This window comes from Kitasatospora sp. NPDC101447, from assembly GCF_044767225.1.
Classification (GTDB): domain Bacteria; phylum Actinomycetota; class Actinomycetes; order Streptomycetales; family Streptomycetaceae; genus Kitasatospora.
This window is the reverse complement of the sequence record NZ_JBIWNL010000037.1, coordinates 1-24,536: the sequence shown is the minus strand read 5'-3', so window position 1 is coordinate 24,536 and position 24,536 is coordinate 1. Positions and strand designations below refer to the sequence as shown.

Genomic DNA, 24,536 nt, shown 5'->3' with positions numbered 1-24,536 from the left:
GGGGGCGCGTGCCGGGCTCAGCCGGTGCGCGCCCGCAGACGGCCGTACACGGTGACGGTGACGGTCAGCCAGACCGCGCCCAGGGTCACCAGCGCGGCGACCCGCAGTGCGGGCGTCGGCCTGACCGCCAGGCCGACGCCCGCCATCGCCAGCGCGGTCAGCCCGACCGCGAGCAGTCCGCCCAGAAAGGCGACGAACGCCTCCAAATCCCCACCCCTGCGCGCCATTCGGCACCCCCTCCCGGGGCCATCATCGGGCCCCGGGGCGGGGACTGTCACTCATGCCGCGGCGCGTGTCGCCCTGACTCGCCGCTCACCCGGCCCTGCTCACCCCCTGCTCGCCCGGCCCCGATCGCCTCGTGCCGCCCGCCTCGTGCCGATCACTCCAGGCCGTGGCGCTTCATGTAGCGCCAGGTGATCTCCAGGGCGATGCCGCAGACCACCGCGATGGCGACGCCGATCAGCGGGTCGCGGGTGCCGGCCAGGGAGAGCTCGAAGAAGTCGGACAGGGCGGGGACCACCAGGACCAGCGCGAACGCGCCGCCCATGCAGCCGATCAGCAGCAGCCGCCACCAGGTGTACGGGCGGGCGACGATGGCGAGGACCCAGATGGCGATCAGGAAGAGCGTCAGGGTGGCCACGCTGGTGTCGGCCTTGAGGTCGGTCGCGTGGTCGGTGCGGGCGAGCGTGTAGGCGACGAAGGTGCCCGTGCCGGCGATGATGCCGCCGGGGATCGCCAGCCGCAGCACGCGCTTCACGAAACCGGTGCGGGCCCGCTCGTTGTTGGGGGCGAGCGCCAGGAAGAACGCCGGGATGCCGATGGTCAGCGAGGACAGCAGGGTGGAATGCCGGGGCAGGAACGGGTACGGCGAGTGGGTGAAGATCACCAGCAGCGCCAGGAGCACCGAGTAGACCGTCTTCACCAGGAACAGCGACGCCACCCGCTCGATGTTGCCGATCACCCGGCGGCCCTCGGCGACCACCGACGGCAGGGTCGCGAAGGAGTCGTTCAGCAGCACGATCTGGGCGACCGCCTTGGTCGCGTCGGAGCCGGTGCCCATCGCCACGCCGATGTCGGCGTCCTTGAGCGCCAGCACGTCGTTGACGCCGTCGCCGGTCATCGCCACGGTGTGGCCGCGGGACTGCAGCGCCCCGACCAGCAGGCGCTTCTGCTGCGGGGTGACCCGGCCGAAGACGCTCGTCCGGTCGGCGGTCTCGGCGAGCTCCTCCGGGTCCGCGGGCAGGGTGCGGGCGTCCAGCGGCTGGTCGGCGCCGGGCAGGCCCAGGTGGCCGGCCACCGCGCCGACCGAGACCGCCGCGTCGCCCGAGATGACCTTGGCCCGGACCTGCTGGCCCTCGAAGTACCGCAGGGTCTCGGCGGCATCGCCGCGCAGCCGCTGCTGCAGCACCACCAGCGCGAGCGGGGCGAGCCCGGCCGCCGGATCGGGGGAGTCCAGCGGTGCGGGCGTCCGGCCCAGCAGCAGCACCCGCAGGCCCCGCGCACCCAGTTCGTCCACCTCGGCCAGTGCCGGGTGCCCGGCGGGCAGCAGCACGTCGGGCGCGCCGAGCAGCCAGCTGGCCTCGCCGCCCTGCGGCTCCAGCAGCTGGACGCCGCTCCACTTGCGGGCGGACGAGAAGGGCATCGCCTCGATCACCCGCCAGCCGTCGCCGCCGTTCCCCCCGCCGGCGGTGTCCTCGCCGCGCCCGTACGCGTCGATGACCGCCTGCATGGACGGGTTGGGGCGGGCGTCGGCGCCGGCCATCACGGCGAGCGCGCGCTTGACGGTCTCCTTGTCGACGGCGGCGGGCTCCCCGTTCGAGAGCACCCGCAGGTCGATCACGTCCATGCCGCCCTCGGTGAGGGTGCCGGTCTTGTCCAGGCAGACGGTGTCGACCCGGGCCAGGCCCTCGATCGCCGGGAGCTCCTGGACCAGGCACTGCTTGCGGCCGAGCCGGATCACCCCGATCGCGAAGGCCACCGAGGTCAGCAGCACCAGCCCCTCGGGGACCATCGGGACGATCCCGGCCACCATCCGCCGCACGGCCTCGCGCCAGTCCCGGCCCTCGACGGCCAGCTGGCTGATGATCAGGCCGATCGCGGTGGGGATCAGCAGGTAGGTGATGAACCGCAGGATGCTGTCGATGCCGCTGCGCAGCTCGGACTTCACCAGGGTGAACTTGCTGGCCTCCTCGGCGAGCTGCGCCGCGTACGCCTCGCGGCCGACCCTGGTGGCGGTGAAGGCGCCCGCGCCGGCCACCACGAAGCTGCCGGACATCACCTGGTCGCCGGGCTGCTTGAGCACGGGATCGGGCTCGCCGGTGAGCAGCGACTCGTCGATCTCCAGGCCGTCCGCCTCGGTGACCTCGCCGTCCACGATCACCTTGTCGCCGATGCCGAGCAGCACGGTGTCGTCGAGGACGATCTCGGAGACGCCGATCTGCCGGGCGGCGCCGTCCCGGCGGACCTGCGGGCGTGCCTCGCCGATCAGCGCCAGGCTGTCCAGGGTCTTCTTGGCGCGCAGCTCCTGGATGATGCCGATGGCCGTGTTGGCGACGATGACCAGGCCGAACAGGCCGTCCTGGATCGGCCCGACGACCAGGATGATCCCGAACATCACGCCGATGATCGCGTTGAAGCGGGTGAAGACGTTGGCCCGGACGATCTCCCGGGTGGTGCGGCTGGACCGGACCGGGACGTCGTTGACCTGCCCCTTCGCGACCCGCTCGGCCACCTCGGCGCCGGTCAGACCGCCGAGCCGGCCGGGCAGCAGCCCGAGGGGGTGGGCGCCGTCCCGGCGCTCTCCACCGGTCGGCTGCTCGTCAGCTGGCTGCGCAGGCTGCGTCATGGCACCGACTCTACGGGCGCCTTATGTCCGATGCGTGCTACTAAAGGACTATTCAGTCCGACCGGGTGGCCGGGTCCTGACCGTTGCCGTCCGTCGCGCGTTCGGTGGTGCCGGCCGCCCCGGCGGCGCGGCTGCGGGCGATCGCGTCCCGCCGGGCGCGGCAGTACCAGAGGCCGATCAGGCCGAGCAGTCCGCCGGACAGGCAGATCCAGGGCCAGGTGCCGTGGCCGTGCTCGGAGAGCGTGCCCTGGAAGGGGAGCAGGGCGAGGAAGGCGACGAACCACAGCACCGTGCCGCCGCCGACGATGGCGACGTCGTTGGCCTCCAGCGGAGGGGGCGAGGGGTGCAGCGGCGTCTTGGGCATGGGGCAAGCGTACGGTGCGGCGGGGGCCGGCCGCCGTCGTGGAGGCTTCCCGCGGGCCCGGCTGTGCCCTGCCCGCGCCCTACTCGCGCCCTACTCGCGCCCTACTCGCGCTCTACGCGCGAAGATAGCGCGTGTGCGACCTGGAAACCATACTTAAAGGTCTCAGCCCGGCCACCGTCGCCCCGGGCGTCGACCCCCCTCCTCAGCTCCCCCACAGAGGACGCACGCATGCCTGTGGTCCAGCCGACCACCGAGTCGCCCGAACCCGCCGACGCCGCGCCCCAGCCCCCCACCGGCGCGGTCGACCGCTACTTCCGGATCAGCGAGCGCGGCTCCACCCTGCCGCGCGAGATCCGCGGTGGTGTCGCCACCTTCTTCACCATGGCGTACATCCTGGTGCTCAACCCGATCATCCTGGCCAGCGCCACGGACGTGACCGGGGCCCACCTGGACAGCGCCCAGCTGGTCACCGCCACCGCCCTCACCGCGGGTCTCACCACCCTGCTGATGGGCGTGATCGGCAACGTCCCGATCGGCCTGGCCGCCGGCCTCGGCGTCAACACCATCGTGGCGCTCCAGCTGGCCCCGAAGATGACCTGGCCGGACGCCATGGGCATGGTCGTGCTGGCCGGCTTCGCGATCATGCTGCTGGTCGCCACCGGTCTGCGCGAGCGGGTCATGAACGCCGTCCCGCTCGGTCTGCGCAAGGCCATCGCGATCGGCATCGGCCTGTTCATCAGCCTGGTCGGCCTGGTCGACTCCGGCTTCGTCAGCCGCGTCCCGGACGCCGCGCACACCACCGTCCCGCTGCAGCTCGGGGGCAACGGGCACCTGCTCGGCTTCCCGGTGCTGGTCTTCGTCGTCGGCCTGCTGCTCACCCTGATCCTGGTGATCCGCAAGGTGCCCGGCGCGATCCTGATCAGCATCGCGGCCTCCACCGTGCTCGCCCTGGTGATCGACAAGGTGGCCGACGTCCCGGCGATGAAGTGGGGCCTCACCGTCCCGACCTGGCCGGGCAACCCGGTCGCCGCCCCGGACTTCGGGCTGGTCGGCAAGGTGAGCCTGTTCGGCGGCTTCGAGAAGGTCGGCGTGCTGACCGGCGTGCTGTTCGTCTTCACCGTGCTGATGTCGTGCTTCTTCGACGCGATGGGCACCATCCTCGGCGTCGCCGACGAGGCCCACCTGCTGGACGAGAAGGGCGACCTGCCCGGCATCAACCGGATCCTCATGGTCGACGGCATCGCCACCGCGGCCGGCGGCGCCACCTCCGCCTCCGCCAACACCTGCTTCGTCGAGTCCACCGCCGGCGTCGGCGAGGGCGCCCGCACCGGCTTCGCCTCGATCGTCACCGGCCTGCTCTTCGTGGTGGCGCTCTTCCTCACCCCGCTCGCCACCATGGTCCCCGCCCAGGCCGCCACCCCGGCGCTGGTCACCGTCGGCTTCCTGATCCTGGCCAACTCGGTCAAGGAGATCGACTGGGCCGACTACACGATCGCGATCCCGGCCTTCCTGACCATGATCATGATGCCGTTCACCTACAGCATCACCAACGGCATCGGCTTCGGCTTCATCACCTTCTGCATCCTGCGCCTGGCCGTCGGCCGCGGCCGCAGCGTGCCGGCCCCGCTGTACGCGGTGGCGGCGGTGTTCGCCTTCTACTACCTGATGCCGGCCTTCGGCCTGCTCTGACGCCGACCGGCCCGCGCGGCCCCGCACCCACCCGGGTGCGGCCCCGCACCCACCCGGGTGCGGGGCCGCGCCCGTTCCGGGGCCGGGCCGTGCCCGTCCGCGGGCAAGGCGCATCCGTTCCGCGGGCGGCCGTATCGGTTCCGCGGGCGGGTCGGTGCGCGCGCGACCCGGAGGTCGGGTATCGGCCGACTGTCGGAAGGTGTCAAAAAGGCGCCCGTGTAGCCCAGTTGGCGGTGGGAATACTGGCTGGACGGAGAAGGGGGAGGGGACTCGACCGATGGTGCAACAGGATCCGCCCGGGGGTGTCGAGGCGCAGCTGCTGCCGGAGCTGTTCCGGACGGCGGACAAGGCCTCGCTGGACGGCCAGCGCGAGACGCTGCGCTGGTACCGCGGCCTGATCGCCATGCTGGTGATCGCCGCGATGATCGGGTCGTTCCCCGGCCCGGACCACGACGGCGACTTCGACGTCTGGCCGCTGTTCTCGGTGGCCGCCTTCCTGGTGGCCGGCTACTTCTGGTCCCGGCTGCGCCGCAGCAACCCGCAGGGGCGCTGGTACGAGGCCAGGGCGGCGGCCGAGTCGGTCAAGACGCTGGCCTGGAAGTACACCGTCCGGGCCCGCCCGTTCGACGGCGAGGCGGAGTCCGCGGACGTGGACCGCGGGTACCTGCTGCAGGTCGAGGACGTGCTGCGGGCCTTCGAGGACCCGGAGATCGTGCCGCCCGACACCGTCGCCGAGATCACCCCGGAGATGCGGCGGCTGCGCGCCGAGAGCCTGACCGCCCGGCGCACGTTCTACCTGCGCACCCGGGTCGAGGGGCAGCGCACCTGGTACCGCTCCCGGGCCGAGGCCTGCGACTCGCAGGCGGTCTCCTGGGGGCTCGGCATCGCGGTGCTGATCATCCTCGGTGCGGCCGCCGCCATCGCCCAGGCCACCGGCGCGCTGCAGGTGCACGTCTTCGGAGCGAGCTCGGCAGCGGCCGCGGCGATCATCGCCTGGACGCAGCTCAAGCAGCTCCGCCCGCTCGCCGCCGCGTACCAGCTGGCCGCGCGCGAGCTGGAGAACGTCGGCAACCAGCTCTCGGACCTGGACGTCCGGGCGCCGGACGCCGAGGCGCGCTGGGCGCGGCTGGCGGCCGAGGCGGAGGACGCGGTCTCCCGCGAGCACACCACCTGGCGGGCCCGCCGGGCGTTCCCGAAGTAGGCCGGGCGCGGGCCGGGCCCCGCCGGGCGCAGGCGCGGGTCGGGCCCGCGGTGGGCCCGGTGGTGCCTGCGGGCCGGGTGCGCGCCAGTCCAACTCGGAGAAGGGACTGGGGAGATACCGCGAAGCGCGGGCCACGCCGGGACCACAGGTGTGCGGGGTGCGTGAGGGTAGAGCGCCGAGGTACGGACCGTAATCGTTACGTGTCCATGCCCTGGTTTCATCGCCTCCGCGCGACCCCTGTACCGCCGGAGGCCCCCCTTGCGCATTCTCCTGATCGCCAGTGCGTTCAACAGCCTGACCCAGCGCGTCCACACCGAGCTGCGCGAGCGCGGCCACCAGGTCGCCGTCCAACTCGCGCTCGGCGACGAGCAGATGCGGGAGGGGGTGGCCCGGACCGATCCCGAGCTGATCCTGTGCCCGATGCTGACCAAGGCCGTCCCGCAGGACATCTGGTCCACCCGGACCGTCCTGATCGTGCACCCGGGGCCCACCGGCGACCGCGGCCCCTCCTCGCTGGACTGGGCGATCACCGAGGGCGCGGAGCGCTGGGGCGTCACCGTGCTGCAGGCCGTCGAGGAGATGGACGCCGGTGACATCTGGGCGTCCGTCGACTTCCCCGTCCCCGACTGCGGCAAGAGCGAGCTGTACCGCGGCGAGCTCGCCGACGCCGCCGTGGAGGCCGTCCTGCTGGCCGTCCAGCGCTACGAGGGCGGGCTCTTCACCCCCGAACCGCTGGACTACGGCCGGCCCGACGTACACGGCGAGCCGCGGCCCCTCCTGCGGCAGGACGCGCGCCGGATCGACTGGGAGCAGGACGACACCGCCACCGTGCTGCGCAAGCTGCGCGCCGCCGACTCCCAGCCCGGGGTACTGGACGAGCTGTACGGCCGCGAGTTCTTCCTGCACGGCGGCCACCCCGAGGACGAGCTGCGCGGCCCGGTGCCCGGCGCCGTGCTGGCCACCCGGGACGGCGCGATCTGCCGGGCCACCGTGGACGGCGCGGTGTGGATCCCGCAGCTGCGCCCGCGCCGCACCCCCGGCGGGCCCGCCACCTTCAAGCTGCCGGCCGCGACGGTGCTCACCGACGAGCTGTACCGGGTCCGCGAGGTGCCGGTGAGCCCGGCGGCGGCGGCCCGCCGCGACACCTGGTCGGAGCTGCGCTACCGCGAGGAGGGCGAGGTCGGCCACCTCGAATTCGCCTTCCCGGGCGGGGCGATGAGCACCGAGCAGTGCCGCCGGCTGCTGGCCGCCTACCGGGAGGCGGCCGACCGGCCCACCTCGGTGCTGGTGCTCGGCGCGCCCCGGGACTTCTACTCCAACGGGATCCAGCTCAACGTCATCCAGGGCGCGGCCTTCCCGGCGCTGGAGTCCTGGGAGAACATCAACGCGATGGACGACCTCGTCGAAGCCGTCCTCACCACCACCGACAAGTTCACCGTCGCGGCCCTCGCCGGGAACGCGGCGGCCGGCGGGCTGATGATGGCGCTCGCCGCGGACGAGGTGTGGTGCCGCGACTCGGCGGTGCTCAACCCGCACTACCGCCTGATGGGCCTGTACGGCTCCGAGTATTGGACGTACACCCTGCCGAACCGGGTCGGCGCCGAGCAGGCCGAGCGGCTCACCGCCGAGGCGCTGCCGGTCGGGGCCGAGCACGCCCGCCGGATCGGCCTGGTGGACCGTACGGCCGGCGGGGACGCGGCGGGCTTCCGACGCTGGGTGGCCCGGGAGGCGGCCCGGATCGCCGCCTCGCCCGAGCTCACCGGGCGGTTGGTGGACAAGAAGCGCCGACGCGCCGCCGACGAGGACACCAAGCCGCTCGCCGAGTACCGGGCCGAGGAACTGCGGCGGATGCACGCCAACTTCTACCGGGCCGGCGAGCCGTACCACCGGCTGCGGCAGGACTTCGTGCACAAGGTCTGCCCGGTGGCGACCCCGGAGCACGTGGCGGGGCTGCTGGGGCGGCCGGAGTAGACGGTCCGGCGTCGTGCCCGTACGACGACGCCCGGCCGGGGTGGGGCCCGGCCGGGCGTCCGTTCGTGATCCCGCCCGCGCTCAGCGCCGGACGCCGGCCCCGGCGGGCCGCTGCTGCGGGACCCGGCGAGTCCGGGGCGCCCGCGGCGGCAGCGGGGCGGCCGGGCCGGCCAGCAGGGGCTGCGAGGTGGGGCGGCTCGGGGAGACGGCGAAGGCCAGCGAGCCGAAGAACACGTAGCAGCCGAGCCCGACCCCGAGCGGGAAGATGAACTGCAGCGCCATCACGCCGTCCTGGGTGGAGTGCGAGAAGTCCACCTGGACCGACAGCGCCGCCATGCCCGTGTAGTGCATCGCGCAGACCGCCACGCCCATCACCGGCGCCGCCGCCAGCACGGCGAGCGTGCCCCGGATGTTCAGGGCGGCCCAGAGCGCGGCCGTCGCCGCGACCACGGCGATGGCGACCGAGAGCGCCACCGTCCGGTGGTCGTAGCCGAGCCGGCCGGGCAGGACCATCGCGGCCATGCCCAGGTAGTGCATCGCGGCGACCCCGAGGCCGGTGGTCAGCCCGCCGACCAGCAGCGCCAGCGCGGGCCGTCGGCGCCAGTACCCGACGGTGAAGAGGCCGACGCCGACCACGAGGACGGCGACCAGCAGGCTGAGCACGGTCAGTCCGGGCTGGTAGCTGATCTCGACGCCGGTCACCGAGAAGCCGAGCATCGCGATGAAGTGCATGGACCAGATCCCGGCGCCGAGCGAGGTCGACGCGAAGAGCAGCCAGACGGCCCGGGTGCGGCCCTTCGAGACGAGCGCCCAGCGGGCGCTGCGCAGGGCCACGAAGGCCCCGAGGCAGGCGACGAAGTACGAGACCGCCGGTGTCACCCAGCCGTGGTCGGCATGGTGGATCTCACCCAATTGAGCTCCCTGGACGAGGGGTTGAGGGCGCCAGGGTCGGGGCGGACGCGGTCGGCCGGGGCGGCCGGGAAGGGCGCGCGGAAACCGGCACGGGGACGCACGGGAACGGGGAAACGGGGTCCGCCGAGGGGAGACCTGGCGTGTGGTGCCCCTGACAACGGGGGACAGTAGCCACTGCCGGGCGCTCGCACAACGTTCGTGCTTTTCGTGAAATCCCAGGTCAGGATGGACCTTTACGGTGCCTGCATGATCTTGGCACCAACCCCTGACACCGCCTGCGCACGCTCCCCGGACCCGTTCGTGCCTTACTCCAAGGGTGCTAGCCCGAACGGGTGGCCGGCCGGGTCGATCAGCACCTTGAGCGTGCGCCCGTGCTGGTACGCGGGCTGGGTCGCCCCCAGCGCGAGCGCCTTCGCCGTGGACTCCTCCAGGTCGTCCACGTAGAAGTCCAGGTGGAAGTGCTTGCTCCCGTCCGGCTCCGTCCACGGCTCCGGCCGGTACCCCTGCACCCGCCCGAAGCCCAGCGGGCTGCCGCCCTCCGGGTTGTCCAGGATCGCGAAGTGCTCGTCCACGTGCCGCGTCTCCCAGCCCAGCAGCTCGCCGTAGAACGACGCCAGCGCGACCGGGTCGGCGCAGTCGATGGTGACCATGGCGAGCCGGGCGAACCCGGTGTCGCCCGGTGCGCCCTGCTCGGCCGACGCGGACGGCGTGGCCTGCGAGGACGGCGCGGACTGCTCGGAGACGAGGTCGGACATGACTGGTCGGCCCTTCTGGGAGTCGAGACCTGAGGCCCATGACCAATATGTCACCGGGCCGATGCTCCGGCGCGGCGGCGGGAACCCGATTTTCTTTAGCGAGGGTAATGACGTAGTCTAAAGAGATGCCCGAGATGTCCGAGCAGGACCTCGCAGCGATCAGTCAGCTGCGGTCGTCCACGATGCGCCTCTCCCGACGACTCAAACACCAGCGGGTGGAGGAGTCGCTGAGTCCCACCGAGATGGGAGTGCTGGGCACCCTCGCCCGGTGCGGAAAGGCGACGCCGGGTGAGCTCGCCCGGAAGGAGCACGTGCAGCCTCCTTCGATGACCAGGATCGTCGCGATGCTGGAGGAGAAGGGGCTGGTGCGGCGGGAGCCGCACCCCGAGGACCGCCGACAGGTGGTCGTCAGCAGCACCGAGCAGGCCGAGACGATCCTCGCGGAGAGTCGTCGGCGCCGAAACGTCTGGCTCGCCGAGCTCGCCCAAGGGCTCGACGAGGAGGAGTGGGCCGTCCTCCGGGAGGCCGCGCCCGTGCTCTACAAGCTCGCCCACCTGTAGCTCGAACACCTCAAGGCACACCGAACCCGGCTCGCCGGCCGGGAGGAGAAGGAGCCCGCATCACCGCAGGACCGACCACCGACACCAGGAGCGGGGCGGGCCCCCCCCCCGGCGCGCCCCCCCCCCCGGCGCGCCCCCGGCCCCCCCCCGCCGCCGCCACCGCCGCCGCCCCCCCGCCCCACGGCCCGACCCCCCCCCCCACCCCGCCCCCCCCCCCCCCCCCCCCGGCCCCCGCCCGCCCCCCCCCCCCCCCCCCCCCCCCCCCCCCCCCCCCCCCCCCCCCCCCCCCCCCCCCCCCCCCCCCCCCCCCCCCCCGCCGCGAGGGGAGACCACAGTGACACCGCCGGCCGCAGCCAGCGCCGCCGCCATCCGTACCGACGACCCGACCACCGACCCCTCCGCGGCGAGCGCCGCGGCAGCCGACGCCCAGGCACCCGCCCCCACGGGGCTGCCCGGCAGCGGCGACGACGACCCCGACGAACGCACCGCGGCGGACCCCGCCGCTCAGGGCCGCACCCCTGCGGCCTCGTCCCCCACAGGCGCCGGCTTCACCAGGCCCGGGGGGATGTTCTCCTCCCTGCGCGTTCGCAACTACCGCTACTACTTCGCCGGCCAGGTGGTGTCCAACACCGGTACCTGGATGCAGCGGATCGCCCAGGACTGGCTGGTGCTGAGCCTCACCGGCAGCCCGCTCGCGGTCGGCATCACCACCGCCATGCAGTTCCTGCCGATGCTGCTGCTCGGCCTGTTCGGCGGCGTGCTCGCCGACCGGATGCCCAAGCGCCGGCTGCTGATCCACACCCAGGGCGCGATGGGCCTGCTGGCCGCCGGCCTCGCCGTGCTGACCATCGGCGGCGTGGTGACGCCGTACTACGTGTACGCCTTCGCGCTGCTGCTCGGCCTGGTCACCGTGGTGGACAACCCGACCCGGCAGGCCTTCGTCTCCGAGATGGTCGGGCCCAAGGACCTCGCCAACGCCGTCAGCCTGAACGCCGCCAACTTCCAGACCGCCCGCCTGGTCGGCCCCGCCGTCGCGGGTCTGCTGATCGCCGCGGTCGGCAGCGGCTGGGCCTTCGCCGTCAACGCGCTGTCCTTCGCCGCCGTGATCGGCGGGCTGCTCGCGATGCGCGAGAGCGAACTGCGCCCGACCGAGCCGATCGCCCGCGAGAAGGGGCAGCTGCGCGAGGGCCTGCGGTACGTGAAGGAGCGGCCCGAACTGCTCTGGCCGATGGTGCTGGCCGGATTCATCGGGACCTTCGGCTTCAACTTCCCGACGCTGCTCTCCGGCTTCGCGTACGACACCTTCAAGGTCGGCGCCGGCCAGTACGGCCTGCTGAACACCGCGATGGCGGTCGGCTCGCTGGCCGGCGCGCTGCTCGCCGCCCGTCGGGGCGCGCCGAGACTGCGGCGGCTGGTCGGGGCGGCCCTGGCCTTCGGCGCGCTGGAGGTGGTCGCGGCCTTCGCGCCCGACTACTGGACCTTCGCGCTGCTGCTGATGCTGATCGGGGTGTTCGGGCTGAGCTTCAACACCTCGGTCAACTCCACGCTGCAGCTGGCCACCGACCCCGAGATGCGCGGCCGGGTGATGGGCCTGCTGGTGCTGGTCTTCACCGGCGGCACGCCGATCGGCGCCCCGATCGTCGGCTGGGTGACCGCCTCGTACGGGCCCCGGCTCGGTCTGCTGGCCTGCGGGCTGGTGTCCGCGCTGGCGGCCGCGACGGTCGGCCTGGTGCTGGCCCGCAGCGCGGACCTGCGGGTGCGCTTCGACCTGCACCCGGGGCGTGGCGGCCGGGTGGTGGCCGTCGTGCCGCGGACCGGCGTGGCGCGCAAGTCGGAGCTGGCTGCGGCCTGCTGACGCGTCGTCGGGCACGTCGTCCCGCGCGTCGCCTGGCGCACCGTCGGGTGCGTCGCCCGGTGCGTCGTCCGATGCGCCGCGGACCCCCGAGGGCTCTCGCCCCCGGGGGTCCGCGGCGTCGGAGCCGGACTCGTCGGGTCAGAGCCGGATGGCGAGGACCTGGCCGGGCCAGACGCCGTTCGGCTGCTCGACCTCGAAGCTCTCGGTCTCGGTGAAGCCGAGCGCCCGGTACTGCGCGACCAGCCTGCGGTCGCCGCCGCCGTAGCAGTCCACCCGCAGCAGGCCGATGCCGCGCCGGCGGGCCTCCTCGACGGCGTCGGCGATCAGCGCGGCGCCGATGCCCGAGCCCTTGCGGGTGCGGTCGGTGACCAGGTTGCGGACGAACAGCTCGCGCTCGTCCACCGCGGGGATGTACGTGCCGCGCACCTCGGAGAGCACGCACGAGCCGACCGTACGGCCCTCGTCGTCGACGGCGAGGCGGATCAGGAACGGCTCGCGGCCGTACTGCTCGATGTGCTCGACCCGGGTGGGCGTGGTGCTGAACGGCTGGTCGCCCCACTGGCCGGTGCGGCCCCGGGCGGCCAGCCAGGCCACGGCGCCGTCGAGCAGGGCGAGGATGTCGGGGATGTCCTCCGGACCTCCGGTGCGGATCTTCATGCCACTGGAATCGATCATGGAACCGTTCTAGCCCAAAGCCGCGGGCGCCGGAAGCCCCGGCCGGGGGGCCGTTCCGGCAGCCCGCGGGCGGGCCGGGGCCCCGCGCCGCCGGAACGCGCCCACGCGCCGGCCCGCGCGGAACGGGAGAATGGCGGCATGAGGCTTTTCGTGGCGGTGCTCCCGCCTGTCGCGGCACTGCAGGGGCTCTCCGACGCCGTCGCGCCGGTGCGCGGGCTGCCCGGGGCGGACCGGCTGCGCTGGACCACGGCCGAGGGCTGGCACCTGACCCTGGCCTTCCTCGGCGAGGTGCCCGCCGAGTGGCTGCCGGCGCTGTCGGCGGGCCTGGCCGGCGTCGCCGAGCTCCATCCGGTGCACCGGCTGCGGATCGCGGGCGCCGGGCGGTTCGGGGACCGCGTGCTCTGGGCCGGCATCGAGGGGCAGACCTGGGCGCTGCGCCGGCTGGCCGACGCCGTCACCGAGGCCACCGCCGAGGTGGTCGGGCAGTCGGCCGACACCTTCGCCTTCCACCCGCACCTCACGCTCGCCCGGGCGGGCTCCTCGCGCGGCCACCGGCGGGCCGTCCAGCGGGTCGCCGCGGCCGAGCTGGACGGCCTGGCGGCGGCGCTGGCGGACTACCGGGGGCCGGAGTGGGAGGCCGCCGAGCTGCACCTGATGAAGAGCGACCTGGACGGCGGTTCCGCGCACTACGAGTCGCTGGGTTCCTGGCCCCTCGCGGACTGGTGCTGAGGCCCCGGGCGGCCTCGCCGTCCGGTCGGGCGTGCGACGGAGGTACGCTCGTTGACCGTGGACCCCAAGACTCGTATGCGCATCGTCTCCGGCACCCTGGTGCTGCTGCTGGTCGTCGTGCTGATCAGCTCACTGGCCGGCAAGTAGGCCGGAACGGCCGTGAGGGCCACCGCCCGGGTGGGCGGTGGCCCTCACGCATGCCTCAGCGGGGTGCTCAGAGCTGCTCGACCACGTAGTCGATGCACTGGGTGAGCGCCTCGACGTCCGCCGGGTCGATCGCCGGGAACATCGCGATGCGCAGCTGGTTGCGGCCCAGCTTGCGGTACGGCTCGGTGTCCACGATGCCGTTGGCACGCAGTGCCTTGGCGACCGCGGCGGCGTCCACCGACTCGTCGAAGTCGATGGTGCCGACCACCTGGGAGCGCTCGGCCGGGTTCGCCACGAACGGGGTGGCGAAGGAGGACTTCTCGGCCCAGGAGTACAGCCGGGACGAGGAGTCGGCGGTGCGGGCGACTGCCCAGTCGAGCCCGCCGTTGCCGTTCAGCCACTCCAGCTGGTCGGCCAGCAGGAACAGCGTGGAGATCGACGGGGTGTTGTACGTCTGGTCCTTCGACGAGTTGTCGATGGCCGTCGGCAGCGAGAAGAACGGCGGGATGTAGCGGCCGGAGGCGGCGATCTCGGCGGCGCGCTCCAGGGCGGCCGGGGAGAAGGTGGCCAGCCACAGGCCGCCCTCGGAGGCGAAGGACTTCTGCGGGGCGAAGTAGTAGACGTCGGTCTCGGTGATGTCCACCGGCAGGCCGCCGGCGCCCGAGGTGGCGTCCACCAGGACCAGCGAGCCCTCGTCGGCGCCGGCCGGGCGCTTGATCGGCATCGCGACGCCGGTCGAGGTCTCGTTGTGGGTGAGTCCGTAGACGTCCACGCCGGCCTCGGCGACCGGCAGCGGGTGGGTGCCCGGGGCGGTCTTGATCACGCTCGGCTCGGCGAGCCACGGGGCCGCCTTGACCGAGGAGCCGAACTTCGAGGAGAACTCGCCGAAGTCCAGGTGCTGGGACTTCTCCCGCACCAGGCCGAAGGCGGCGATGTCCCAGAAGGCGGTGGAGCCGCCGTTGCCGAGGACGACCTGGTAGTCCTCCGGCAGCGAGAAGAGGCTGCTCACGCCCTCGCGCACGCGCTTGACCAGGTTCTTGACCGGGGCCTGGCGGTGGGAGGTGCCGAGCAGGGAGGTCTGGGTGGCGGCGAGGGCACTGAGGGCCTCGGGGCGCACCTTGGACGGTCCGCAGCCGAAACGGCCGTCTGCGGGCTTGATGTCAGCGGGGATCTGGATCTGAGCCACGCGCGCAGCCTACCGGCGGCGGGCTCCGCGGGGGTACGGTCGTCCGCCCGCTGAGACTGTGATCTTCGCTGCCCGGGATGCCGACAGCGGGCCCGGCCGGAAGCCGGACCCGCTGGTCAGGGGCCGTGCGCGGACACTCGTCCGGGGTGGTCAGCGGGCGATGGCGTCCCAGCCCTCGATCTCCTCGGGGCGGCGCGGGCCGGGGCCGACGTAGCGCGCGGAGGGGCGCACGAGCCGACCCGTGCGCTTCTGCTCCAGGATGTGCGCCGACCAGCCGGCGGTGCGGGCGCAGGTGAACATCGAGGTGAACATGTGGGCCGGGACCTCGGCGAAGTCCAGCATGATGGCGGCCCAGAACTCGACGTTGGTGGCCAGCACGCGGTCCGGGCGGCGGTTGTGCAGCTCCTCCAGCGCGGCCTTCTCCAGGGCCTCGGCGACCTCGAAGCGCGGCGCGCCGAGCTCCTTGGCGGTGCGGCGCAGCACGCGGGCGCGCGGGTCCTCGGCGCGGTAGACGCGGTGGCCGAAGCCCATCAGGCGCTCGCCCTTGTCCAGGGCGTTCTTGACCCACGCGGTGGCGTCGCCGGTGCGCTCGATCTCCTCGATCATGCCGAGCACGCGGGAGGGCGCGCCGCCGTGCAGCGGGCCGGACATCGCGCCGACCGCACCGGAGAGCGCGGCCGCGACGTCGGCGCCGGTGGAGGCGATGACCCGGGCGGTGAAGGTGGAGGCGTTCATGCCGTGCTCGGCGGCCGAGGTCCAGTAGGCGTCGACGGCCTTGACGTGCTTCGGGTCCGGCTCGCCGCGCCAGCGGATCATGAACCGCTCGACGACCGTCTCGGCCTTGTCGATCTCGCTCTGCGGGACCATCGGCAGGCCCTGGCCGCGGGCGGACTGGGCGACGTAGGACAGTGCCATCACGGCGGCGCGGGCGAGGTCGTCGCGGGCCTGCTCGGCGGAGATGTCCAGCAGCGGCTTGAGGCCCCAGACCGGGGCGAGCATGGCGAGCGCGGACTGCACGTCGACCCGGATGTCGCCGGAGTGGACCGGGATCGGGAACGGCTCGGCGGCCGGGAGGCCGGGGTTGAACTTGCCGTCCACCAGCAGGCCCCACACGTGGCCGAAGGAGACGTTGCCGACCAGGTCGTCGATGTCGACACCGCGGTACCGCAGGGCGCCGCCTTCACGGTCGGGCTCGGCGATCTCGCTCTCGAACGCGACGACTCCCTCAAGCCCGGGTACGAAATCGGACATGCGACGGCTCCTTCAGTTCTGCGATCGGCGCCCCGCCGTGGTGGGGCGGGCACACCAGTGACCGAATCGTGGTTGGCACTCGGTGCCAGAGTGACAGGCACGGGGTGCATTGCGCCATACACCACCGTGGTGATGTTTGCCGCGGGCCCGCTTGACTTTTCCGTCGAGGGTCGGTCGTGCCCGGGAGACGACCGGAACCGAACACCCGGTTCCGGACAATTCCCCGTACGACGGGCGGCCAAGCGGTGGCGAGTCACCTTATCTCCGACCGGGGTTTGTCCGGAGGTAGCGGTGCCGGTTGCTTGTCGTACGGGATGATGTTGGCGTGCAGACCCCGGAACGCGCCCAGTCGACGCCCCCGAGCCCCGTCACCCGGACCCCGGCCGACGAGGCCCGCCCCGGCCCGGACCTCACCGTGATGCGCAAGCACTACGTCCACGAGGGCTTGGTCGAGGAGCAGCTCGCGCCCGAGCCGATCGGCCAGTTCACCCGCTGGTTCCACGAGGCGGACGACGCCGGGGTGACCGAGCCCAACGCGATGGTGCTCTCCACCGCCGACGCCGCGGGGCGGCCCAGCTCGCGCACCGTCCTGCTCAAGGGCTACGACGCGCGCGGCTTCGTGTTCTTCACCAACTACGGCTCCCGCAAGGGCTCCGAACTCGCCGCCAACCCGCACGCCGCGCTGCTCTTCCCGTGGATCGCGCTGGCCCGCCAGGTGATCGTCCAGGGCCGGGTGGAGAAGGTCGGCCGGGACGAGACCGCCGCCTACTTCCGCACCCGCCCGCACGGCTCCCAGCTGGGCGCCTGGGCCAGCGAGCAGTCCAGCCCCGTCGGCGGTCGCGAGGTCCTCGAACAGCGCTACGCCGAACTGGAGCGCCGCTACCCCGAGGGCGAGGGCGTGCCCGTCCCACCCTTCTGGGGCGGGTACCGGGTCGTCCCGGAGAGCGTCGAGTTCTGGCAGGGGCGCGAGAACCGCCTCCACGACCGCCTCCGCTACCTCGCCGACCCGGCGAGCCCGACGGGCTGGCGGGTGGAGCGGCTCTGCCCGTGAGGGCGGCGGGCGCGAGCGCTGCGCGCGCCCCCTGGGCCGACCGGGTCGGCCCGGGCGCGGCGGTGGTGGACAACTGACACCCCGTCACACCTCGGGTGTAGGATGCCCGACGCGGACCTGGGTCGATGTACATCCGGCCAGCAACGCGCTGTGCCGGCACGATCGAGTGAGGGACTGATGGGCGTCACCGGTGCGGAAACCGCCGCTGGACTCGGCTCTGACCTGGTCGACGTCGCCGCCCTGCCGCTCGACGAGCTCGACGCCCTGCCCGACACCGTCCTGGGCGACCTGCTGCGCCGGGTGGTCGCGGACGCCCTGACGCCCGGGGCGGAGCCGCTCGCCGCCTTCCAGTCGTCGCTCGACCGGTAGCCGCTCGACCGGTGGCCGCTCGGCCGGTGGCCCGACAGTCGGGGCCCGGTGGCGCGGCCCCGGCGCCCGCGTGCCCCGTCCGGTGCCGGTGATCCCTTCTGCGCGCCCGCGCTCCCGCCGGTGCGCCCCCGGGCGCCGGAGCGCTCCCGGCTGCGGGCGTGCGCCTGACCACCGGCTAAACCCCCGTCGGCCGCTGGATCCGCCAACTCGCCAGCGCCACTGGTGGAGTTCACGACATGCTGGGGTATGAAACCAGCGCCGTCGCGGCACCGTCGGGCACGGGGGGAACAGGTGATGGAGCAGGACCAGCAACGGCCGTACTTCTTCTTCAGCTACGCGCGTCGTGACTTCGAGGCCGAGGACGCCTTCGTCAACCAGTTCTTCAACGACCTGCGCGACGAACTCGGCCGGCTGGTCGGGACGGGCGTCCGCGCGGAGGAGCTCGCCTACCGCGACACCGAGCAGCTGCGGCTCGGCGACGACTGGGCCGAGAAGCTGGCGATGATGCTGGGCCGCAGCCGCACCATGATCGCGCTCTACTCGCCGGCGTACTTCACCAGCCTCTACTGCGGCAAGGAGTGGACCGCCTTCCGCGGCCGGGTCCGGCGCCACCACGAGGACACCGGGGAGCTCGTCTCGGCGCTGATCCCGGTGCTCTGGGAGCCCGTCGTGCCCGGCGAGTTGGCCGACGAGGTGAACAAGATCCAGTGGGCCCAGCCGGACATGGGCGAGGCCTACGCCCGGCACGGCCTGCGGGCCCTGCTGCGCACCGCGCAGAGCGGGGCGTACGAGCAGGTCGTGCGGGTGGTCGCCGAGCGGATCCGGGACGCGGCCGCGCGCCGGCTCGGCGAACTGCCCGAGTTCGACCTCGGCGCGGTGCGCGGCTACTTCCCGCCCCCCGCGGCTCCCGAGGCGGTCTCCGTCCCCGGCATGGTGCGGCTGTTCATCGCGGCCGGGCGGGCCTCGGAGGCCGCCGCCGAGGGCGGCTCGTACGCGGGCGGCTGGTACGGGGCCAAGCCCTGGCACTGGGCGCCCTACCATCCGCCGACCCACCCCTCGCTGGCGGCGCGCGCCCAGCAGGTGATCACCGCCGCCGGGCACACCACCACGCTGGAGGAGGTCGACGGCGGGCTCGGCGGGAAACTCGACCAGGCCCGCGAGGACAGCCAGGTCAGCATCCTCCTGGTGGACCCGTGGGTGGCCGGCGGCCCGCGCTACCGCTCCGCGCTGCGCGAGTACGACGACCAGAACCACCCCGTCACCGGCGTGATGGTGCCCACCGGCAGCTCCGACCCGGCCGACGGGCCGGAGCGCGACGTGCTGTGGACGGGCGTGCGCGACGTGTTCCGGCGCAACTGGCTGCGCCGGGGCGACATGGAGCACTTGTTCCGGGTCAACGTGAGCCGGGAGAGCTTCGACAACGACCTCACCATCATGGTGACGGTCGCCCAGAACAAGCTCATGGACGACAACTTGGATTGGGGGGACGATGGCGGTGACGCCTTCGGCTTCGGCGGCGGCCCGGCCATGCCCGGGTTGTCCATCCCCGCCGGCCCGCCGGGGCCCCGCCCGGTCCCGCCCGCGCGCTTCGACCGGAACCAGGGCCGCAGGGACCTCCCGCACCAGAGTCGTGGCAAGGACAACGCTGTCCCGCTGAGGGGAGACACGGACGATGACCACTGAGCCCGGCGCAGAGCTGGAGCGCGGCGGACCGGGTTCGGTCGTCACGTTCTACTCCTTCAAGGGCGGCACCGGCCGCACCATGGCCCTGGCCAACGTCGGCTGGATCCTCGCCAGCCGGGGCCTGCGCGTCCTGGTCGTCGACTGGGACCTGGAGGCACCCGGCCTCCACCGGTACTACCACCCGCTCCTGGTGGACCCCGAACTGCACTCCACCGACGGCCTGATCGACCTGCTGCGCTCCTACGTGAAGCAGGCGCTGCCCTCCGCCACCGGGCCGGTCGGCCTCCCCCCGGCCGCCTGGCTGGACGAGCCCGGGCGCCTCGACGGCTACCTCTGCGGCCTCGCCCTCGACCTGCCGCCGGGCGGCCGGCTCGACTTCCTGCCCGCCGGCCGGCAGAACGCCGCCTACGCCGCGGCCGTCACCAGCTTCAACTGGCGCAGCTTCTACCACGGCCGGGACATCCGCGGCGGCGAGTTCCTGCGCGAACTGCGCGAACGCTGGGCCCGCCGGTACGACTACGTGCTCATCGACAGCCGTACCGGCGTCAGCGACACCTCCGGCATCTGCACCGTCCTGATGCCCGACACCGTCGTGGACTGCTTCACCTTCAGCGCCCAGAACATCCGCGGCGGCGTCGACGCCGCCCGTGCCATCGCCGAGGCCGAGGAACGGGCGATCCGGGTGCTGCCGGTGCCGATGCGGGTCGAGGACGCCGAACAGGAACGCCTGGAGGCCGGCCGGGACTACGCCCGTGAGGCCTTCGCGCCCTACCTCGGCCGCTGGCTCTCCGGCGACCGCCGGGCCGGCTACTGGGCCGACGTCGAGGTGCCGTACAAGCCGTTCTACGCCTACGAGGAGGTGCCGGCCACCGTCGCCGACCGGCCGCAGGAGGCCCGCAGCCTGCTCAACGCCTTCGAACGACTGGCCGGTTGGATCACCGACGGGCGGGTCCGCACCCTGCGCCCGCTCACCGCCGACACCCGCCGCCGGCTCTACGGCGCCTACCTGCGCTCCGCCCGCGTGGTGCCGCGGCAGGTCTTCGTCAGCTACGCGCCCGAGGACCGGATGTGGGCCGAGTGGGCCGCGGGGACCCTCACCCGCTTCGGCTACCAGACCTCCCTGCACAACGCCGCCGAGCCGCACACCGGCCCCCGGCCGCCGGAGGTCGCCGGGCCGCTCGAAGGCCAGGGCCGGCTGCTCGCCCTGCTCTCGCCCGAGTACACCGCGCTGCCCCGCGCCGCCGAGGTCTGGCAGCTCCTGCAGGGCCGCGAACTCGCCTCCGGTTCACCGGCGTTGGTCGCACTGCGGCTGCAGGACTCGGACGAGCCGGTGCCCCGCCCGTTCGCCGGGCAGTCCGCGCCGGACCTGGTCCGCTCCTCCGCGGCGGGCGCCGAGTCCCAGCTGTACGGCGAACTCGGCCCGCCGCCCGGCAGCAACCGCCAACTCGACACCGACAGCGGCGAGATCATCGCGCCCGCGCGGTTCCCCGGCACCGCCCCGCAAGTCCAGGACGCGCCGTCGCGCAACGCCGCCTTCATCGGCCGCGGCAAGCTGCTCGAACTGCTCCGCAACCGCTTCACCGGCGGCCCGGCCGCCGTGCTCAGCCAGGTGCTCTACGGCTTCGGCGGCGCGGGCAAGTCCCAGATCGCGGCCGAGTACGCGCACCGCTTCAAGGCCGCGTACGACGTGGTCTGGTGGGTGCCCGCCGAGGAGCCCGCCAACATCCCGCAGAAGCTCGCCGAACTCGCCCCCCGGCTCGGCGTGCCCACCAGCGACGACGTCGCACACACCGCCGCCGCCGTCCTCGACGCGCTGCGCCGCGGCCAGCCGTACCGCCGCTGGCTGCTCGTCTTCGACAACGCCGGCACCCCCGAGGAGCTCGCCCCCTGGCAGCCGGCCGGCTCCTCCGGCGGGCACGTGCTGATCACCTCCCGCAACCAGGGCTGGGCCCGGCACGCCGGCCTGGTGGAGGTCGACGTCTTCCTCCGCGAGGAGAGCGTCCGGCTGCTGCGCCGCTTCAACAGCGGCGTCTCGCCGGAGGACGCCGACCAGGTCGCGCAGCGCCTCGGCGACCTCCCGCTCGCCGTCGGCCAGGCCGCCGTCTGGCTCCAGGAGACGTCGATGCCGATCGCCACCTACCTCGAACTCCTCGACGAGGAGCTCACCGAGATGCTGGAGCGCACCCGGCTGCGGACCGCCGACTACCCGCACTCGGCCGCCGCGACCTGGCGCATCTCGGTCGAGGAACTCCGCCGGATGAACGCCCCGGCCGCCCAGATCCTGGAGATCTGCGCCTTCTTCGGCCCCGACGCCATCCCGATGCGGCTGCTCTACAGCCGAGCCGTCACCCGCGCCCTGCGGTTGCCCCCGCGCGCGCCCCGCGACAAGCTCGCGATCGGCGAGTTCCTGCGCGCCATCAACCGGTTCGGGCTCGCCCGCACCGACCAGGGCAGCGAGACCATCACCGTGCACCGACTGGTCCAGGCCGTGCTCCGGGACCAGGTCGAGGAGGAGCGGCGGGCCGAGCTGCGCGGCGTCGTCCACGCCGCGCTCGCCACCGCCAACCCCGGCGACCCGGACGTGCCCGCCAACTGGGCCGAGTACGCCGAACTGCTGCCCCACCTCTGGCCGTCCGGGGCCGTCGACAGCGCCGACGAGGACGTCCGGCAGTGGATCATCGACTCGGTCCGCTACCAGTGGAAGCGCAGCCTGCACGAGTCCGGCCGGGAACTGGCCGAGCGGACCCTGGAGCACTGGCGCCAGGACGGCTACGGCGGGCCCGACTTCGACGTCGACAACGACGCCCAGACCCTCATGCTGCGCACCCAGCTGAGCAACATCCGCCGCTCCCAGGGCGCCCTCCAGGAGGCGTACGAGATGGACCGGGACATCCTGGAGCGCTTCACCGCGACCCTCGGCCCCGAGCACTCGCACACCCTCGCCGTCGCCAACAGCCTCGGCGCCGACCTGCGCTTCCTCGGCCGCTACGACGAGGCCCGAGCGCTCGACCGCCGCACCCTGGACGCCGCCCGGCGCACCCTGGGCCCGGACCACCCGCGCACCCTGATGATCACCAACAACCTCGCCGTCTCCGACTACCTGGCCGGCGACCGCCGGGCCGCCCTGGAGCGGCACCGCAGCAACTACCTCCAGCAGCGCGACGCGCTCGGCGCGCACAGCCTCTACGCGCTGTCCTCCGCCTCCAACTACGCCCGCGACCTGCGCGAGACCGGGCGGCTGCGGGAGGCCCTGGACCTGCTGGAGGAGACCGTCCGGATCTACCAGCAGACCATCGGCGACAGCCACACCGACACCCTGCGCGCCCGCAAGAACCTCGCCGTGGCACTGCGCCGGGCCGGCCGGTACCACGAGGCCCTGGAGATCGACGAGGACATCTACCAGCGCTACCTGGACATCAACGGCCCCGAACACCCCGACACCCTGGCCGCCGCCACCAACCTGGCCAGCGACCTCAACGCCCTCGGCGACACCACCCGGGCGATCCCGCTGGCCGAACGGGCGCTGGCGCGGTACCGCGACTACCTGGGCGAGGACCACCCGGTGACGCTGGCCGGCGCCAACAACCTGTCCGTCTACCTGCGGCTGGCCGGACGCACCCAGGAGGCCCTGGAGCTGTCCGGGCGCACGCTCGCACAGTTCCGGACCGTCCTCGGCGCCCACCACCTCTACATCCCGATCGCGATGATGAACCACGCGAACGACCTCGCCCTGGCCGGGCAGACACAGGCCGCGCTCGACGTGGAACTGGAGGCCGCGCCGCTGATGACCGAGGCCCTCGGGCCCGACCACTACGACTCCATCGGCATCAACTCCAACCTCTCGCTGTCACTGGCCACCGTCGGGCACACGGAACGGGCCGAGGAGCTGCGGAAGGACTGCATCCGGCGGGCGCGGGTCACGCTGGGGGAGGAGCACCCGACGACGGTGGCGGTGCGGGCCGGGTCGCGGCTGGACTCGGACGTGGAACCCCCGCACGTGTGACGGGGGGTCAGCGGGGCCGCCGGGCGGTGCTAGGTTCGCGGACATGGTGCCGTTCCGGCAGTTCCTGCTGAAGATCCACAGCCGGTGCAACCTCGCCTGCGACTACTGCTACGTGTACGAGGGCGCGGACCAGAGCTGGCGGCGGCGGCCCCGGCGGATGGAGCTGGCGACGGTCCGCCGCACCGCCCGGCGGATCGCCGAGCACGCGGCCGAGCACGGGCTGGACGAGGTGTCCGTGGTGCTGCACGGCGGCGAGCCGCTGCTCGTCGGCGCCGGCCACCTGGAGGCGCTGCTCGCGGAGTTGAGCGGCATCGCGGGGGCCGGCGGGCCGCGGGTGCGGTTCGGCCTGCAGACCAACGGGCTGCGGCTGCTGGACGAGCCGGCGCTGCTCGACGTGCTGCACCGGTACCGGGTCTCGGTCGGGGTGTCCCTGGACGGCACCCGGGCCGACCACGACCGGCACCGCCGGCTGCCGTCCGGCGCGGGAAGTTGGGACCGGACCGCGGAGGCGGTGCGGCTGCTCGGCTCGCCCCGGCACCGGGAGCTGTTCGCCGGGCTGCTGTGCGTCGTCGACCTGGCGGCGGACCCGGTCGACACCTACGAGGCGCTGCTGGAGTTCGCGCCGCCCCGGCTCGACCTGCTGCTGCCGCACGGGACCTGGCTCGCGCCCCCGCCCGGGCTGCAGGCGCGGACACCGCCCGGCGCACCCCCGACGGGTGCGGAACCGGCGCCGTACGGGCAGTGGCTGATCGCCGCCTTCGACCGCTGGTACGGCGCGCCGCGGCGGGAGACCGGGGTGCGGCTGTTCGAGGAGTTGGCGGTGCTGCTGCTCGGCGGCCGCGCGGCCAGCGAGGCGGTCGGGCTGGCGCCGGTCGACCTGGTGGTGGTCGAGGCGGACGGCACCGTCGAGCAGGCGGACAGCCTCAAGGCGGCCTACGACGGCGCCCCGGCGACCGGCCTGGACGTGTGGCGGCACGGCTTCACGGAGGCGGCCGCGCATCCGGCCTTCCGGGCCCGCCAGCGCGGCCTCGCCGGGCTCGGGGCGGTCTGCGCGGGCTGTCCGCTGGCGCGGGTCTGCGGGGGCGGGCTGTATGCGCACCGGTGGGCGGGTGACGGGTTCGGGCATCCGTCGGTGTACTGCGCGGACCTGGACCGGTTGGTCCGGCACATTGCGGGGCGGTTGCGGGAGGGGGTTGCGGAGGTGGGGGGTCCGCTGCGCGGGGCTCGGTAGGGGGGCTTTCGGGAGGGTGGGGTGGTCGGCCGGGGTCGGCTCCCGGGGTGGCCGCGCCG

General features: G+C 73.6%; 19 protein-coding genes. 11 read left to right on the top strand and 8 right to left on the bottom strand.

Annotated elements, in window-relative coordinates; genetic code table 11:
- Positions 1-17: 17 nt before the first annotated feature.
- The 3 genes from ACIRST_RS34280 to ACIRST_RS34270 all read right to left on the bottom strand — a co-directional run bounded on the left by ACIRST_RS34280 (position 18) and on the right by ACIRST_RS34270 (position 3,209).
- Positions 18-227, bottom strand: coding sequence for a hypothetical protein (locus tag ACIRST_RS34280; protein WP_350525118.1), 210 nt, complete (start codon positions 225-227; stop codon positions 18-20).
- A gap of 152 nt (positions 228-379) precedes the next feature.
- Positions 380-2,845: an HAD-IC family P-type ATPase gene (locus ACIRST_RS34275; protein WP_402807377.1), complete on the bottom strand. Its 2,466-nt coding sequence runs from the start codon at positions 2,843-2,845 to the stop codon at positions 380-382.
- 52 nt (positions 2,846-2,897) lie between these two features.
- Complete coding sequence (locus ACIRST_RS34270) at positions 2,898-3,209, bottom strand: DUF2530 domain-containing protein (protein WP_350525116.1); 312 nt, start codon at positions 3,207-3,209, stop codon at positions 2,898-2,900.
- Between the two features lie 228 nt (positions 3,210-3,437).
- Between ACIRST_RS34270 and ACIRST_RS34265 the strand changes: the two genes are divergently transcribed.
- The 3 genes from ACIRST_RS34265 (at position 3,438) to ACIRST_RS34255 (ending at position 8,070) form a co-directional block, all read left to right on the top strand.
- On the top strand, positions 3,438-4,898 hold the full coding sequence (locus ACIRST_RS34265; protein ID WP_350525115.1) for an NCS2 family permease: 1,461 nt from the start codon (positions 3,438-3,440) through the stop codon (positions 4,896-4,898).
- 277 nt (positions 4,899-5,175) lie between these two features.
- Positions 5,176-6,099 (top strand): DUF4231 domain-containing protein, encoded by a 924-nt coding sequence (locus tag ACIRST_RS34260; protein WP_350525114.1) that lies wholly within the window; start codon positions 5,176-5,178, stop codon positions 6,097-6,099.
- 258 nt (positions 6,100-6,357) lie between these two features.
- Positions 6,358-8,070 (top strand): hydrogenase maturation protein, encoded by a 1,713-nt coding sequence (locus ACIRST_RS34255; protein WP_402807372.1) that lies wholly within the window; start codon positions 6,358-6,360, stop codon positions 8,068-8,070.
- An 81-nt stretch (positions 8,071-8,151) separates the two neighbouring features.
- Here ACIRST_RS34255 and ACIRST_RS34250 read toward each other — a convergent pair whose 3' ends face one another.
- Both ACIRST_RS34250 and ACIRST_RS34245 read right to left on the bottom strand, forming a co-directional pair.
- Positions 8,152-8,982, bottom strand: a complete 831-nt coding sequence (locus ACIRST_RS34250; protein ID WP_402807370.1) for an MHYT domain-containing protein — start codon at positions 8,980-8,982, stop codon at positions 8,152-8,154.
- A gap of 305 nt (positions 8,983-9,287) precedes the next feature.
- Complete coding sequence (locus tag ACIRST_RS34245; RefSeq protein WP_350525111.1) at positions 9,288-9,737, bottom strand: VOC family protein; 450 nt, start codon at positions 9,735-9,737, stop codon at positions 9,288-9,290.
- Between the two features lie 125 nt (positions 9,738-9,862).
- Between ACIRST_RS34245 and ACIRST_RS34240 the strand changes: the two genes are divergently transcribed.
- Together ACIRST_RS34240 and ACIRST_RS34235 are read left to right on the top strand one after the other, a co-directional pair.
- On the top strand, positions 9,863-10,297 hold the full coding sequence (locus ACIRST_RS34240; protein ID WP_030235202.1) for a MarR family winged helix-turn-helix transcriptional regulator: 435 nt from the start codon (positions 9,863-9,865) through the stop codon (positions 10,295-10,297).
- A gap of 334 nt (positions 10,298-10,631) precedes the next feature.
- A complete protein-coding gene (locus ACIRST_RS34235; protein ID WP_402807366.1) occupies positions 10,632-12,152 on the top strand; it encodes an MFS transporter in 1,521 nt (506 codons plus the stop codon).
- A gap of 138 nt (positions 12,153-12,290) precedes the next feature.
- Here the strand turns inward: ACIRST_RS34235 and ACIRST_RS34230 are convergent, their stop codons facing one another.
- Positions 12,291-12,827 carry a GNAT family N-acetyltransferase gene (locus ACIRST_RS34230; RefSeq protein WP_402807364.1) on the bottom strand — a complete coding sequence of 179 codons (537 nt, stop codon included), beginning with the start codon at positions 12,825-12,827 and terminating at the stop codon, positions 12,291-12,293.
- Positions 12,828-12,965: 138 nt separating this feature from the next.
- Between ACIRST_RS34230 and thpR the strand changes: the two genes are divergently transcribed.
- Positions 12,966-13,556 carry an RNA 2',3'-cyclic phosphodiesterase gene (gene thpR / locus ACIRST_RS34225; protein ID WP_396549427.1) on the top strand — a complete coding sequence of 197 codons (591 nt, stop codon included), beginning with the start codon at positions 12,966-12,968 and terminating at the stop codon, positions 13,554-13,556.
- 214 nt (positions 13,557-13,770) lie between these two features.
- Here the strand turns inward: thpR and serC are convergent, their stop codons facing one another.
- Together serC and ACIRST_RS34215 are read right to left on the bottom strand one after the other, a co-directional pair.
- Positions 13,771-14,889, bottom strand: coding sequence for a phosphoserine transaminase (gene serC / locus ACIRST_RS34220; protein ID WP_350525108.1), 1,119 nt, complete (start codon positions 14,887-14,889; stop codon positions 13,771-13,773).
- Positions 14,890-15,039: 150 nt separating this feature from the next.
- A complete protein-coding gene (locus ACIRST_RS34215) occupies positions 15,040-16,140 on the bottom strand; it encodes a citrate synthase 2 (RefSeq protein WP_350525107.1) in 1,101 nt (366 codons plus the stop codon).
- A gap of 418 nt (positions 16,141-16,558) precedes the next feature.
- Here ACIRST_RS34215 and pdxH point away from each other — a divergent pair, with 418 nt between their 5' ends.
- From pdxH to ACIRST_RS34190, 5 genes are all read left to right on the top strand, one after another.
- Positions 16,559-17,191 carry a pyridoxamine 5'-phosphate oxidase gene (gene pdxH / locus ACIRST_RS34210; RefSeq protein WP_350525176.1) on the top strand — a complete coding sequence of 211 codons (633 nt, stop codon included), beginning with the start codon at positions 16,559-16,561 and terminating at the stop codon, positions 17,189-17,191.
- A gap of 177 nt (positions 17,192-17,368) precedes the next feature.
- Positions 17,369-17,560, top strand: a complete 192-nt coding sequence (gene fxsA, locus ACIRST_RS34205; RefSeq protein ID WP_350525106.1) for an FxSxx-COOH cyclophane-containing RiPP peptide — start codon at positions 17,369-17,371, stop codon at positions 17,558-17,560.
- Positions 17,561-17,854: 294 nt separating this feature from the next.
- Positions 17,855-19,243, top strand: a complete 1,389-nt coding sequence (locus ACIRST_RS34200) for a TIR-like protein FxsC (RefSeq protein ID WP_350525105.1) — start codon at positions 17,855-17,857, stop codon at positions 19,241-19,243.
- Complete coding sequence (gene fxsT / locus ACIRST_RS34195; RefSeq protein ID WP_402807354.1) at positions 19,233-23,246, top strand: FxSxx-COOH system tetratricopeptide repeat protein; 4,014 nt, start codon at positions 19,233-19,235, stop codon at positions 23,244-23,246. Before ACIRST_RS34200 ends, fxsT begins: the two co-directional genes overlap by 11 nt.
- Before the next feature lie 43 nt (positions 23,247-23,289).
- Positions 23,290-24,477 (top strand): FxsB family cyclophane-forming radical SAM/SPASM peptide maturase, encoded by a 1,188-nt coding sequence (locus ACIRST_RS34190; protein WP_402807351.1) that lies wholly within the window; start codon positions 23,290-23,292, stop codon positions 24,475-24,477.
- Positions 24,478-24,536 lie beyond the last annotated feature (59 nt).